This window comes from Bifidobacterium colobi, assembly GCF_018555455.1.
Lineage (GTDB): Bacteria > Actinomycetota > Actinomycetes > Actinomycetales > Bifidobacteriaceae > Bifidobacterium > Bifidobacterium colobi.
Window position 1 is genome coordinate 72,325 of the sequence record NZ_JAFEJU010000003.1, and the last position, 14,584, is coordinate 86,908.

At 57.9% G+C, this 14,584-nt stretch carries 8 protein-coding genes; 1 reads left to right on the top strand and 7 read right to left on the bottom strand.

Features of this window, described 5'->3' with window-relative positions:
• Nucleotides 1-92: 92 nt before the first annotated feature.
• The 7 genes from JS530_RS04985 to JS530_RS05015 form a co-directional block, all read right to left on the bottom strand.
• Nucleotides 93-1,025 (bottom strand): aldo/keto reductase, encoded by a 933-nt coding sequence (locus JS530_RS04985; RefSeq protein ID WP_214376102.1) that lies wholly within the window; start codon nucleotides 1,023-1,025, stop codon nucleotides 93-95.
• Between the two features lie 95 nt (nucleotides 1,026-1,120).
• Nucleotides 1,121-3,157: a beta-galactosidase gene (locus tag JS530_RS04990; protein WP_214376103.1), complete on the bottom strand. Its 2,037-nt coding sequence runs from the start codon at nucleotides 3,155-3,157 to the stop codon at nucleotides 1,121-1,123.
• Nucleotides 3,157-4,785 (bottom strand): peptide ABC transporter substrate-binding protein, encoded by a 1,629-nt coding sequence (locus JS530_RS04995; RefSeq protein ID WP_214376104.1) that lies wholly within the window; start codon nucleotides 4,783-4,785, stop codon nucleotides 3,157-3,159. Before JS530_RS04995 ends, JS530_RS04990 begins: the two co-directional genes overlap by 1 nt.
• Nucleotides 4,786-5,070: 285 nt before the next feature.
• The gene (mfd, locus tag JS530_RS05000; RefSeq protein WP_240541100.1) at nucleotides 5,071-8,682 is read right to left on the bottom strand and encodes a transcription-repair coupling factor; all 3,612 of its coding nucleotides are present in this window, start codon (nucleotides 8,680-8,682) and stop codon (nucleotides 5,071-5,073) included.
• Nucleotides 8,672-9,271, bottom strand: coding sequence for an aminoacyl-tRNA hydrolase (gene pth, locus JS530_RS05005; RefSeq protein WP_214376105.1), 600 nt, complete (start codon nucleotides 9,269-9,271; stop codon nucleotides 8,672-8,674). Before pth ends, mfd begins: the two co-directional genes overlap by 11 nt.
• Nucleotides 9,272-9,330: 59 nt before the next feature.
• Complete coding sequence (locus tag JS530_RS05010) at nucleotides 9,331-9,834, bottom strand: GNAT family N-acetyltransferase (protein ID WP_214376106.1); 504 nt, start codon at nucleotides 9,832-9,834, stop codon at nucleotides 9,331-9,333.
• 71 nt (nucleotides 9,835-9,905) lie between these two features.
• Nucleotides 9,906-13,151, bottom strand: coding sequence for a UPF0182 family membrane protein (locus JS530_RS05015; RefSeq protein ID WP_214376107.1), 3,246 nt, complete (start codon nucleotides 13,149-13,151; stop codon nucleotides 9,906-9,908).
• A gap of 156 nt (nucleotides 13,152-13,307) precedes the next feature.
• Between JS530_RS05015 and JS530_RS05020 the strand changes: the two genes are divergently transcribed.
• Nucleotides 13,308-14,582 (top strand): glycoside hydrolase family 3 N-terminal domain-containing protein, encoded by a 1,275-nt coding sequence (locus JS530_RS05020; RefSeq protein ID WP_214376325.1) that lies wholly within the window; start codon nucleotides 13,308-13,310, stop codon nucleotides 14,580-14,582.
• Nucleotides 14,583-14,584 lie beyond the last annotated feature (2 nt).

Sequence of the window (14,584 nt, forward strand, 5' to 3'; positions counted from 1 at the left end):
AAGCAACCACTAACTTCATACATTCATCACAGGCCGACTTTGCGCACGCTTTTCCGGAAAGGAACCGGCCTGCATGCCTGCATAAGGATCGATCAGCTCAGGTATTCGAGCTCGTCTTGAGATAAATGCAGCGCTACCGCTTGGAATGAATCCTCGATCTCATGAGTATTGCGTGCGGAGGGAATCGTGAACAATTGCGGATACTGCGCAAGCTCCCAAGCGAGCGTGACCCGCTGATACGAACAGTCGTGCGCTTTGGCGACTTCCTTGAACCGGTCGAACAGATGCTCGTTGAACGGGTCGAGGAATCCGCCGAGCGGCGACCAGCAGACGAACGCCAAGCCAAGCTTTTCGCAGGTTTCCATCGTATGCTCCGGATCCCGATGCACCGGCGAGAACTGGTTCTGTACGGCGACCAGGCGGCTACCAAGGATCCGATGCGCGGTTTCGATGTCCTCATTGCCGATGCGGGAGATGCCGACTGCTTTGGCAACGCCTTCATCCACAAGCTGCTTCAGCGCCTCCATCTGCTCCACGTACGGCACCTGCGGGTCATTGCAATGCGAGTAGAGCAAATCGAGTGTATCGACACCGAGCCTGCGCGCGGATTCCTTGGCGTTGGCGATCATCGTTTCCGGACGAGCATCGGCCTGCCAGCCGTAATTGCCGGCACTGTCCAGCGTGCGCAGCCATCCGGTTTTGGTGGCTACGAGCACGTCATCTTTGGGGCCATGCCAGCTGGCGAGTGCATCGCGAACCAGATATTCGCCATAGCCCATGTCTTCGGGTTCGCCGGTTCCCGGCTTGCTGGGCAGATAGTAGGACCATGCGGTGTCGAGGTAACGCACGCCAAGGTCAAGGGCCCGGTGAATCGTCTCGATGGCTTCGCGGCGGCTTGCAGGCCGGCCTTCGATGGCGAGCGCCATGGTGCCCATGCCAAGGCGCGGAATCGTGAATCCTGCCAGTTTGCCGATGTTGGATGCATCAGGGGTCACAGCGGAAATTGCGGTTGCAGCATCATTCATACCGTCACTGTAGCCCCAGTTTCCCGAATTTCTCTCACTGACTAGCAGTCAGTGAGAGAAATTCGGGAAACTGGCCCGTGGAGCAATGTGTGCGGCTAACGCAATAGCATCACGCCGAACGGTGGGAGTTGTGTCGCTACGCCGGCTTTGAGCGCCACCGGAGCCTGGGCAAGCAGATCGACCCCATCACGGGGAATGGCCACCGTACGCGGCTCGGCGGTGTCGTTGATGATGAACGTCAGCGCTTCGCCGGCCTGGGTGTATCGGGTGTTGATCGACACGCCTGGATCGGTTTCAATCGTCGGGATGCCGGCCTCGGCCAGTACCGAGCCGATGAACTCGCGCATCGCCGGGACGTTGAGGAACGTACCGGCGTAATAGCACAGGCCGCTGCCCTCCCTGTGACGGGTGATGGCGGGTTTGCCGGCATAGAACTGCCCTTCACCATAGGTGGCAAGCACTTCGGTATCATCGTCCGGCACCACAATGTCGCACAAGACCCGGCCTGCAGGCTCACTCTCATGATGATCCGCATCAGCTTCAATGGATTTGCTGGCACCACCGCCGAAGCACAGCGGTACTGTGCAGTCGGGCGCAAGCGCATCGGTTTCCATGGTCCACACGCCGGAGGTTTCATGGAAAGGTGCAGGCGTGAAGCCTTGATGCAATACGTCATGTTCGTCGCTGATGGCACTCATCACCGTCAGCACCAATGTGCCGCCATGCTGCACATAGTCGTTGAGCCGAGCGGCATGGTGTTCACTGACGATGTATAGCGTAGGTGCGAGCACCACATCATAAACGCTGAAATCAGCATCGGCGCTCACCACATCCACGGATATGTTGCGGCGGTACAGTTCGGCATACATGGCTTTGGCTTCACGGAGATAATCCAAGTCGGTTGATGGCCCGATGGCATTGCGCAGTCCTCGCCATGATGACCAATCGAAAACCATGGCTACGCGAGCTTTCGGCATCGATCCGACAATCAGCGACCCTACTTGAGCAAGTTCACGTCCAAGTGCTGCAACCTCTTGGAAGGTCCGTGTTTTGTCGGTTCCGTCGGCGTCGATCACAGCACCATGGAATTTCTCGCACCCGTAACGCGATCGTCGCATTTGGAAGAACTGCACCGAATCGGCACCGTGGGCGATGGCCTGCCAGCTTTGCTGCCTCATTTGGCCGGGACGTTTGAGGGCGTTGTAAGGCATCCAATTCATCCGGCTGGGTGTCTGCTCCATCAGTAGGAACGGACGTTGTTTGAGACAGCGAATCACATCATGCCAGAATGCCGTATCGCTTGGCGGTGTGCCGAGCCGCGGATAGCAGTCCCATGCCGCGATGTCGATGTCCTTTGCCCAATGCTGGTAATCGTACTGGTAGAAGTTACCCATGAAGTTCGTAGTGATCGGCGTATGCTGATCGACGTTCCGAATGGCTTCCTTCTCCACTTTATAAGCACCAATCACGGAGTCATCGAAGAATCGCGCATAGTCAAGACTCGCTGCCGGCAGTACTGCGCACGGATCGTCATAGCTGCCATCCCCCGCTCGATCCGGCGGGTAGATCTGGTCGAAGGAATCGTATGTGTGCCCCCAGAAATCAGTGCCCCATACCGAGTTCAGATGATCGATGCTGCCGTACCGTCCACGCAGCCAGTCGCGGTATGCGCGCGCACAGTTCGGACAGTAGCACATGCCTTCGTATTCATTGGACACATGCCAAGCCACCAGATTATCCAGCGAAGAGTACCGTTCGGCGAGTTTGCCGGCGAGTTCCGCAGCATAGCGACGATAAGTCGGACTATTCGGGCAGGCGTTCTGCCGAGCGCCATGCCGGTGTTTGCGACCATCGAAATCAACGCGCTCCACATCGGGATACTTGAACGACATCCACGCCGGCAACGCGCCAGTGGATGTGGCCATGATGATCTGCATCCCGTTGTTGCTCACCAGCTCAACGATGTCGTCAAGCCGAGAGAAGTCGTAGGTCTGTTCGTCCGGCTGCAATGCGGCCCAGGAGAACACATTAAGGGTGACCTCGTTGATAGAAGCCTCGCGCAATAGCCGCATGTCGTGCTCCCACACGTCACGCGGCCATTGCTCAGGGTTGTAATCGCCTCCGTACAGCATCAGGACTTGGTGATCTTCCAGTAGGTCGGCAGCGCGTTGAAGTTGAACTGAATCTTGCTCACGTTCTTGGTGGTCACGGCATTGGCGTTGCCGTACCACAACGGAATGGTGGGCAGGTCCTTGAGCAGGATTTCCTCGCTCTGCTGGTAGTACTTGTTGGCTTCGTCCGTAGAGGTAGTGGATGCGGCCTTGTCCAGCAGCGCGTCGAACTCAGGATTCTTATAGTTTCCGGTGTTCGAGCCGTTTCCGTCGGCGGAGCTGGATGCGTAGAGGGTCACCAGGAAATCATCGGCGGACGGCCAGTCTGCGGACCAACTGGTGTAGAAGGCAAAGGTCGGGGTCTTGGAATCGAGCGAATCATAGTATTCCGCGGACGTCGGGAATGGCAGGCCCTTCGCATCAATGCCGAATGTGTTCTTGAGTTGGTTGCACACGGCATCCACCCACTGCTTGTGGTCGGCGTCAGCGTTATAGGCAAGCTGGAATGTGCCGCTGAACGGGGCGATAGCATCGGCTTGCTTCCATAGTTTCTTGGCCTTGGCTTCATTATGTTTCAATACATCAGCGCCCTTCAGGCTGTCGGAGTAGCCGGAGATGACCGGAGCGAGGAAGTCGGTTGCGGGCGTACGCGTCTTGAAGAAAATCTTATCGGTGATTTGCTCGCGGTTGATGGCCAGTGAAATGGCCTGACGGCGCAGGCGTCCTTCTTCGTTCATACCGAAATGCTCCAATGCCACCGGAATCGTAAATCCTTGGAATGAGGAGCCCGGCGTGGATATGGCGTTGATCTTCGGATTGGATTGGAAGCTCTTCATGGCCGAAGCCGGAATGGTGGAGAGCACGTCCAGGTTGCCGGACTGCACATCGGCATAGGCCGAATCAGGCTTGGTGTACAGCTGGAAAGTCACACCATCGTTCTTCGGCTTGCGCGGACCGTTGTAATCAGGGTTCTTGACCAGCGTGATGGTCTTGTTGTGATCCCAAGACTGGAGCTTGTACGGACCATTAGTCACCGGCTTCTGGCCAAACGCCTTCATATCGTTGAACGCCGAATCCGGCACGGGGGCGAAGGCGATGTAGCCGAGTTCCTTGGGAAACATGGAGTTCGGCTTGTTCATCTCAACCGTAAACGTCTTGTCATCAACGACTTTCAGACCGGATAGTTGCGCATCGGAAGCTACCGACTTGTCTTGCAGCTCATCGTAGCCCTTAATCGCCGAGAAGCACCATGCGTTCTTGGCACCGTTGGCGCCATTGGCCGCGTAACTCCAGGCTTTGGTGAAGTTTTCCGCCTTCACCGGAGTGCCATCGCTGAATTTCCATCCATCGTTGAGTGTGATGGTGAACTGTGTGGCGTCATCGTTTGGGGTAATGCTTTTCGCTACTTCGTTGTTAATGGAACCGTCGCTGTTGTAAGTGATGAGTGTGGAATAAATCTGATCGGCAACCTGGATGCCGCCGCTTTCGCCGGAGTCGCCGGGGGTGAGCGGATTCTGTGGTTCAACGCCATAGGCTCGAATCACATTGTTGCCGGCGGTGCTGCTTGCAGAAGAACCTGTTCCGCATCCTGAAAGCAGCATGACCGCAGCGCACAGCGCCGCTCCTGCTGCAATAAATCGCTTGTTCATCTGATGCTTCCCTTCCTCTTGGGGACGATGTGTATCCGTACATCGTCGTTAGGAAGCAGTATTTGCAGCACACGTTTCCTGAACGTAAAAAACGAGGTTTTTGCCAACGGTTATGAAACGTCTCAAATTCTGCATTTGAAAATGGATATGAATCCGGATTGTGAACCGCAGCGGACAGACCTGCCCTCTTCCCGAATTTCTCTCACTGACTAGCAGTCAGTGAGAGAAATTCGGGAAGCGGGAGAAGAGGGAGAGAAGAGAAGAGAAGAGAGAAGAGAACACTGCTTATCGGCGAGGCTGCGGGCGCCATGCCAGATCATCCAGCAGCTGGTTGGCCCACAGGACGATCTGGTCGGAAGTCATCGGCCCCTTGCCGAGTGAACCGTTGAAGGGTGCCGGCACCAACAATTGATGGGTGACCGGACGATACTGGGTACCCTTGTAGATTCTCGCCATGCGCATCTGGATGGATTCGGGCGGGTCGATGCGCCCAATGCGTACGCGGTTGGATTGTGCGAGAATCTCGGAAACGCCAAGTTTCCTGGCCTTGAACTTCAAGCGGGCCACATCGAACAGGGTCTCGAATTCCACCGGCGGCTTGCCGTAACGGTCGGTGAGTTCCTCTTGAAGATCCTTCAGATCGTTCTCGTTGCGTGCCGAGGCGAGCTTACGGTAGGCCTCCAGACGCAGCTTGTCGGAATCGATGTACTCCACCGGAATGGAGGCTTCGATGGGCAGGTCCACGGACACGGAAATCGGCTCGACAGTCTCCTCCGGCTCCTTGTACTTCTCCACGGCTTCGGAAACCATGCGCACGTAAAGATCGAAGCCCACGCCCTCGATATGGCCGGATTGTTCATCGCCCAATAGGTTGCCGGTGCCACGCAACTCCAGATCCTTCATGGCCACGTCGAAGCCGGAGCCCAACGCGGTGTTCTGCGCGATGGTGGCGAGTCGGTCATGTGACTGTTCGGTCATCGGTTTGGTCGGATCGTACAGGAAGTATGCGTACGCGCGTTCGCGGCCACGACCCACACGGCCACGCAACTGATGCAGCTGCGATAAACCGAATCGGTCGGCATGGTCCACGATCAACGTATTGGCATTGGAGATATCCAAGCCGGTTTCGATGATCGTGGTGCAGACCAACACATCGATGTCACGATGCCAGAAGTCGCGGATGATCTGGTCGAGCTGCTTCTCCCCCATCTTACCGTGCGCGATGCCCACGCGCGCTTCGGGTACCAGCGTGTGAATCTTGTCGGCGATGTGGGAGATGTCCTGCACGCGATTATGCACATAGAACACCTGGCCGCCACGCAGCAGCTCGCGGCGTACTGCAGCAGTGACCTGCGCATCCTCGTAAGCACCCACATAGGTGAGCACTGGCAGTCGGTCTTCGGGAGGCGTGGCCAGCGTGGACATTTCACGGATACCGGTCACCGCCATTTCGAGCGTACGCGGGATAGGCGTTGCGGACAAAGACAGCACGTCCACATTGGTGCGCAACGCCTTCAACGTTTCCTTGTGCTCCACGCCGAAACGCTGTTCCTCATCGATGATGACAAGACCCAGGTCCTTGAACTTGATCTTCGGATTCAGCAGCTTATGCGTGCCGATGACCACATCCACTGAACCGGCTGCAAGCCCCTCGATGGTGGCGTTGATCTCCTTGGTGGTTTGGAATCGGCTCATGGCCGCCACATCCACCGGGAACCCTTCAAATCGTTCGGTGAACGTCTCGTAATGCTGCTGCACCAGCAGCGTGGTGGGCACGAGCACGGCCACCTGCTTGCCATCCTGCACGGCTTTGAAGGCTGCACGAACGGCAATCTCGGTTTTGCCGAAGCCCACATCGCCGCAGATCAGACGATCCATCGGCACCGGTTTTTCCATATCGGCCTTGACCTCGTCGATGGTGGTGAGCTGGTCGGCGGTCTCCTGATACGGGAACGCATCCTCCAGTTCCTTCTGCCACGGGGTGTCCGGGCTGAACGCGAAGCCTTTCGCACGCTGGCGGGCGGAATACAGTTTGATCAGATCATCGGCGATTTCATGCACATGCTTGCGTGCCTTGGCCTTGGTCGCCGCCCAGTCGGAGCCGCCGAGCTTGTTGAGCTTCGGAGCCTCCGCGCCGATGTATTTGCTGACCTGATCAAGCTGATCGGTGGGAATGAACAGTTTATCCGCGGGCGCGCCTCGCTTGGACGGTGCGTATTCGATAACCAGATATTCGCGGGTGGTGCGGTTTGCTCCGGTGCCGATGGTACGCTGGCGCATTTCGACGAACCGGCCGATGCCATGCTGCTCATGCACCACGTAGTCGCCCTTTTTGAGTTCCACTAAATCAATGGCTTTACGGCGACGCTTCGGCGTCTTGGCTACGGCCACCGCCGAGGTTCGACCGGTTAGGTCGCGTTCGGTGAGCAGCGCGATTTTGGCGGCCTTGTCCACAAAACCATCGATGGCCTGCGAACGAATGCAATCGAACGTAGTGATGCCAGTGGTATTGATGGCGCGCTTGAGCCTCGCCAAAGTACCGGCTGCAGCAGCAGTAATGGTTACTTGGAAGCCGGCGTCAATCAGACCTTCGATACCTTGCGCAGCCTTGCTTTCATTACCACGGAATTCCGCGGGATTCTGTGCATCAAGCTGCACGTGACCCGGCAGCGAGGCATCCACACCAAAGCTGGTCAGGCGAATCACATCATGTTCGGAGTATTCGAGCGAACTGATGGTTTCCGCATAATCGAGGAAGCTGGCTTCATCGAAGCTGATGGGCGCGCCGGCACCGTGACCGGACGCGGCCACATGCCAGCTGGCTGCCAGGAATTCGTTAGCGGTTTTGGCCAGATCTTCGGCGGAACGGCGCAGTTTCTCCGGATCACTGAGCACGATCACGGCATGCTTGGGCAGCATCGAGCTCACTGGTTCCAAGTGGTCCACGAGAGCCGGCATCAGGGATTCCATGCCTTCCACTGGAATGGCGTTGGCGATGGATTCAAGCATGTCTTCGGCATTGGGAATCGAGCCGATCAGCGCTTTGGCGCGAGCGCGCACGGCGTCGGTTAATTGCAGTTCACGGCATGCGGTTGCCCATATGGTCTTCAAGCCAGTGCCGTAGGTACGCTGATCGGAGGCGTGGAATTCCTTGATGGTGTCGATTTCATCACCGAAGAATTCGATGCGCACCGGGTGCGGCGCGGTCGGCGGGAACACGTCGAGAATGCCGCCGCGTACCGCGAACTCACCACGATCCATAACCAGATCGACACGCGTATAGGCGTTTTCAATGAGTCTCTGAGAAGCCTCATCGAGCGCCAGCTCCTCCCCTACCGTGAACACCAACGGTTCCACATCGCCAAGGCCTGTGACCACTGGCTGAATCAGCGAACGGATGGACATCACGAGGATGCGAATCGGACCGAACATCGGATTGGTGGGATCCGGATGCTTCAAGCGGCGGAATACGGCCATGCGGCTTGCCACCGTGTCGGCGCGCGGGCTCAGTCGCTCATGGGGCAGTGTTTCCCAGGCTTCGAGCTGGGCAATATCATTCGGATCGCCGTCATACCAAGAACGCAATGCGCCTACGGTTTCCTCGGCTTCACGACCGGAGGCCACGACCATAACCACCGGCTTGCCGGGTTTGCCATTGACACCTTGGCCTATCGCAGCCGCCAATGCCGGGCGCAAACCTTCCGGCATGCCGACCAGTAGCGAAGGGTCTGCGGCATTCTCACTGGACTCGATTTCACCGGCCGCCAAAGCTCGGAAATTCGGGTCGTGATTCAACTCGCTCAATACGCCGGCGAGCGAGCCATTGATGGGCTGACCGTTCGCCGCCGCAACGGCGATGGCAGATGCGTCGGCAGTCTTTGCGGCGTCAGCGGCCATTGAACTTCTCCTGGGTCTTGGCAAGCCCCTTGAAAATGATGTCTTCGGCGGCATCGGCGCCATCGGCCAGGAAGTCCGGCAGCTGCTTGCGCTGATCCGGACCAAATCCGCCAAGCACCCAGTTCACCGTGTTGTCGTGGGCGTTCGGCCCACGCTTGGCGTGACCGACTCCCATGCGCACGCGCGCATATTTCGGCGTACCAAGCGAGCGGTCGATGGATTTGATGCCATTGTGCCCACCCGCGGAGCCGCCTGCCTTGACCTTGATACGGCCGAATTCCAAGTCCATATCGTCATGGACCACCACAATATGATCCGGTTCAATCTGATAATAGGCTGCGATGGAGGCCACCGCATTACCGGATTCGTTCATGTAGGTCAGGGGCTTGGCGAGGAAGAACTTCACCGTGCGACCGTCAAGGTTCATCGTGCTTTTGCCGAGCATGGCAAGGCCTTTGTGATCGGCAAAGTTCACCGTCCACCGTTCAGCCAACACGTCCGCCACCATGAATCCCATGTTGTGGCGAGTGCCCTCATACTTCTTGCCCGGGTTGCCGAGTCCTGCAATCAGCCAAAAATCCGATGCCATGTTTCTCCTTCAAAGCCTAATCGACTGTGAAGATTGTACTCTGACCCCTTCAGCTGGGTTTACAGGTTCAAATACCAGTACGACATGTCCCGCATCGTACCGGTGGAATCGGTGGCAGCAGCCGGCATCAGACCGAACTGGGTGAATCCGAAGCGATGCATGAGCGCAATGGATCCGGCGTTATCGGCGAAAATAATGCCGCAGGCCTTGCGCATATGGCGGGCGCGAGCTTCATCCAACAGATGCTGCAGCATGAAGGTGCCCACACCTTTGCCTTGCCATGCGGGATCGATGTAGTAGGCCAAATCGGTGACGCCATCGTAGCCGGCACGATCGTAGAACACTGAAAGCGCACCGAAACCAATGACTTGACCGGGCTGCTCGGATGATTCGACCACGAATACGCCGTATGGCGGCTTGTGCGAGTCCACCCAAGCCTGACGCTGCTCGAAGGTGCGCGGCGTCAGATCGGCGGTAGAGCCGCCGGCAATAACGGAAGCATTGTAGATGTCGGTGATGGCTTGGGTATCGGAGGCGACTGCTGCGCGGAATGAGTATGGCATAGTTGTAGACCATAGCATTTGGCGCTGGTGCACAGCACAAACTGCTCACCAGCGCCAAATACTAGTAATTGTTACTTGTCCAGCTCGATGGCCTTGTTGATGGCGTCTTCGAGCTTCTTCTGCGCTTCGCCGTAAGCGGTCCAGTCGCCATTCTTCATGGCATCCTGACTGTCCTTCATGGCTTGGGCCGCATCGTTCAGCGCCTGCTGAAGCTCGGGACTGCGCGCAGTGTCGGATGAGGTACCGGATGATTCGGAGCCCTTGTTCTGATCGGATTGATCGGAACCGGCCTGTTCATCAGCCTTGTTTGATTGCGTCGAGTTGTTGGACGAATTCGAGGAATCCGTACCGTTCGCATTCTCGGCATCACCGGCGTTGGCACCGGAGTCACCGCCGAACACCTGATCCAACGCCTCATCCAGCGTATCCGCGAAACCAACCTGATCGCCGAAGGCCACCAGAGTTTTCTTCAGCAGCGGGAAGGACGTGGCACCCGAGGATTTTACATACACCGGCTGCACATAAACCAAGCCGCCACCAAGCGGCAACGTCAACAGATTGCCGCGCACCACCTTGGTGTCGCCAGATTGCAGCAGGTTCAGTTCCTTGGATACATCGGCGTTGGCGTTGAAGTTGTTCTGCGCCTGGCCAGGGCCCGGCACATTGGAATCCTTCGGCAGCTCCTGCAGTCGAATGGTGCCATAGTTGGGCCCGATCTTGCCCTTCTGATTACCGGCGTCGGAATCCACCGAGAGGAATCCGGTCAGGATTTCACGGGTGGATTGACCCGCCGGAATATAGGTGGAGGTCAGGGAGAAGATCGGCTCCTTGGTACCGCCGGTCTGCAGCGTCAAATAGTACGGCGGCTGGAGAATGTCCTGATCCTGCTGCGCCTGGGATTCGGTGGGGTCGACTGGCGTCTGCCAGAAATCCTCACCGGAGTAGTACTGGCTTGCGGAAGTCACATGGTACTTGGACAGCAGTTCGCGCTGCACCTTGAACAGGCTTTCCGGATAGCGCATATGGCTCATCAGGTCGCCGGAAATCTCGCTCAACTGGTGGTACTGGCCGGGGAATACCTGCTCCCATGCCTTGATCACTGGGTCGGAGGTGTCCCACACGTACAGGTCCACGGAACCGTCGTACGCGTCAACGGTGGCCTTGACCGAATTGCGGATGTAGTTGGCCTGCTGCGAACCCAGCGACGACACCGTGGAGGAGGAGACCGTGGTGGAATCCTGGGTGGCGGTGCCGAGGTTGGTCATTTGCGAGTACGGGTAGGCATCGGAGGTGGTGTAGCCGTCCACGATCCACTTGACGCGTCCGTCCACCACGGCTGGGTAGACGCGACCGTCGAGCGTCAGGTACGGTGCCACCTTGGCCACGCGCTCCTTCGGGGAACGATCGTACAAGATCTGCGAGGCGGAGGTCACACGGTCGGAGAACAGGATCTGATCGGAACCGAATCGGATCGCATAGAGCAGACGAGCGAGCAGATTGCCCACCGAAGGTCCACCGTTGCCCTTGAACGTGGTCAACGCGCCCTCGGAGCCGGTCGGATAATCGAACTCCCACGGCTGGGTGCCACTCGGAGCACCGACGATCGAGTATTCGGTGGTGTTCGGCGAGAAGTAGATGCGCGGCTCATACTTCTGCGATTCGGTGAGCTTGCCTTGGGTCGGAATACCGGATTCGAAGAATTCCGGCTGACCGTCGGCGGTCACCTTGTTACCGTAGGCGGCCACCACACCGTAACCGTGCGTGTACACGGTATGATCGTTGACCCAGTTACGGTTGTCATTGCCGTCCAGATCGAGCTCGCGGGCGGCGATCACCGTGTCCTGGGAGACGCCGTCCACCTCATACTTGTCGACGGCAAGCGTGTCGGCGAAGGTGTAGTACTGCTTGGACTGCTGCAGCTGCTTGAACGTGGGGCTCACCACCTGCGGGTCCAAGAGACGAATCTGCGCGGTGGTATCCGCCTCCTTGGCGAGCGCCCCCTGCTCACCCTTGCTGGTGACCTTGTAGTTCTCGGTCTTCAGCTTATCCAAGCCATAGGCGGCACGGGTGGCGTCGATATTGCGCTGAATGTAGGTGGATTCCATCTCCTGCGCGTTCGGATTCACACGGAAACGCTGCAGCAATGCTGGCCACACCATGGACAGCACCAAGGCCACCACCACGGTTGCGGCGATGGAGATAACCGGCACGCGCCATGCCTTCAATGCGGCGGAGGCACGCACGCCGAGCGGAGCCTGACCTTCCAACGCATGCGATTGCATAAGCCAAACACCGAGCACGATGCCGAGAACCGCGGTGATTACCGCCATGATGATGGTGACCGGAATGTTCGCATGCACGGCGGTATACGAGGCACCGGTGATACGCGAGCCTTGCACGGTGAGCTGGTCGAAGACGCTGAACGCCTGACGCACCGCCCATGCGAACATATTGAGTATGAGCCAGATGCCGAGCTGTCGACGTGCACGCTTGGTGATGGCGAACAAGCCACGCCCGTTCACCGGCATCGTGATACGGATGCCGCCCATCAGCACATGGGTAATCAGCGAGAAGATCAAGCCCATGCCAAGCAGCATGGAGATGGCCGCAAGCACCAGCTTCAGGCCAGGCAGCACGAATACGTAGAAGCCATTGTCAAGGCCGAATTGCGGGTCGGTGATGCCGAAGTTCTGCGCATGGAACATGAGCAGAATCTCACTCCAATTGGCATTGAACTGGGCGCCGAAGATCGCACCGACAATCAGCGAGACCACAACGGCCACGCGACGCGCGGTTTTCGAACTGAAGGATTTGCCGACTTCCACCACATCGCCATTGATGCGAATCGTGGAGCCATCCGCCGAGTCGGGGCGGGCGCGGATGGCGAGCCAAGCGGATACGAAACCGGTTAGCGCCATCAGCAGCGCGTACGCCACCCACAGGCCCACCTTCACGCCGAGCTGCACCCAGACCACGGATTGGAAGCCAAGCTGTCCGTACCACATCAGATCGGTGATGAAGCGGGACAACGCAAAGAACAGGCTCACCACAATGGTCAGCGCGAGCACCACGCCGAGCATGATTTTGGTGCCGCGATTATTGGATGCACCGGGGTGTCGCGTCAGACGCGGACGCGTCGGGCCTGCGAACGGTGAACGAGGTTTGCCGCCACGATGGGCATCGTGGGAGGAGGGAGCGTCTCCATCAGCCTCGACATCGAGGATAATCGGATCATCGTCATTGGATTGGCCGCGCTTGTGGCCGTCACCGCCGCTGCCATTGCCAAAGAACACAGAGAAAGGATCATTAAAAGACATGCCTTCCAGCGTACAGACAGGCCGGGAATGCGGGTTATGCGCTGAGCACATCATGCTGAAGGCCAACCCTTTATGCCATTGATGATATGCGCACACCGGTGCGCACGCCTATGCGCACACCGGCGATATCATGCCGCCCCGCCTATGCTGGACAGTATGAATCATCCCGCATCATCGCCGCACTCGCCATCGCCGCACGAACGTAAGCTCTCACACCGAGCAACGCTATTGCTTGCATGCGCATGTGTGCTGGCGCTTGTGGGCGCGGCTGTGTACGGGTGGCATAACGGCTTATTCGCGATGATAGGCCGCAATAATGGTGCGTCGGCGTATTCCATCGGGAATGATATTCCACGGCAATTGACTCGCGGACAGGTACCCAAACCCGACCTTTCCCCCGCCGGCAAAGCGCGTCGCATGGTGCAGGCCATGGATATGCGCACTCGGGTGGGGCAACTGGTGATGGCACCGCTGACTCCCGGAACCGATCCCAGTTCTTTGGCGTCGCTGATTGCCGACCGTCATGTGGGATCGGTGCTCATCATCGGCAATTGGAACACGGGAGCGGCTTCGGTACGTTCCGTAGTGGATCAATTGCAGGGTTATGCTGCAGCCGACAACAAACTCATCGTGGCCACTGACCAAGAGGGCGGCTATGTTCAGCATCTCAGCGGCCCCGGCTTCGATCAGATGCCCACCGCCATGGAACAGGGTGCCATGGCAGAGAATCAATTGCAACAGTTGGCATCCGTCTGGGGATCGCAGTTGGCATCAGCAGGCATCAATGTTGACCTTGCTCCGGTACTGGGCACGGTTACGGTAAATCGTGCATCCAATGCGCCGGTCGGTGCGCTGGCACGAGACTTTGGAGGAGATGCTGCCGGTAACGCCAGTCATGGCATGGCATTCGTTCAGGGGATGCGCGACGCCAAAATCGAATCCGCAATCAAGCATTATCCGGGATTGGGATCGGTGATCGGTAATACGGATTTCACCACTGATGGCATCCGCGATACCACCACCACACTGAATGGCCCTGAAATCAACGCGTTCGATACCACCATCCGTCAAGCGCATCCGGCAATGGTGATGATGGCATTGGCCACTTATCAGGCAATCGATCCTGATAATCCGGCAGTGTTCTCGCCAACGATAATCAACGGTCATATTCGCCACGATCTCAACTACCACGGTGTGGTGATTTCGGATTCGTTGTCGGCGGCGGCACTGAGCAGTTACAGTCCCGCTGACCTGGGCGTCAAGCTGGTGGATGCCGGAGGCGATCTTGCATGCGTCGGCGCCGCCAACTATGTGGAGCCGATTCTGGATGGATTGTCCGCACGGGCGGATGCCGATCCCGCTTTCGCCGCCAAAGTCACCCAAGCGGCGACACGGGTAATGACGTTGAAGATCACCATGGGCCTAGCCTGACG

Coding starts and splice junctions, on each gene's coding strand:
- JS530_RS04985 (WP_214376102.1), bottom strand. CDS start 1,025: ATGAATGATGCTGCAACCGCAATTTCCGCTGTGACCCCTGATGCATCC.
- JS530_RS04990 (WP_214376103.1), bottom strand. CDS start 3,157: ATGCTGTACGGAGGCGATTACAACCCTGAGCAATGGCCGCGTGACGTG.
- JS530_RS04995 (WP_214376104.1), bottom strand. CDS start 4,785: ATGAACAAGCGATTTATTGCAGCAGGAGCGGCGCTGTGCGCTGCGGTC.
- mfd (WP_240541100.1), bottom strand. CDS start 8,682: ATGGCCGCTGACGCCGCAAAGACTGCCGACGCATCTGCCATCGCCGTT.
- pth (WP_214376105.1), bottom strand. CDS start 9,271: ATGGCATCGGATTTTTGGCTGATTGCAGGACTCGGCAACCCGGGCAAG.
- JS530_RS05010 (WP_214376106.1), bottom strand. CDS start 9,834: ATGCCATACTCATTCCGCGCAGCAGTCGCCTCCGATACCCAAGCCATC.
- JS530_RS05015 (WP_214376107.1), bottom strand. CDS start 13,151: ATGTCTTTTAATGATCCTTTCTCTGTGTTCTTTGGCAATGGCAGCGGC.
- JS530_RS05020 (WP_214376325.1), top strand. CDS start 13,308: ATGAATCATCCCGCATCATCGCCGCACTCGCCATCGCCGCACGAACGT.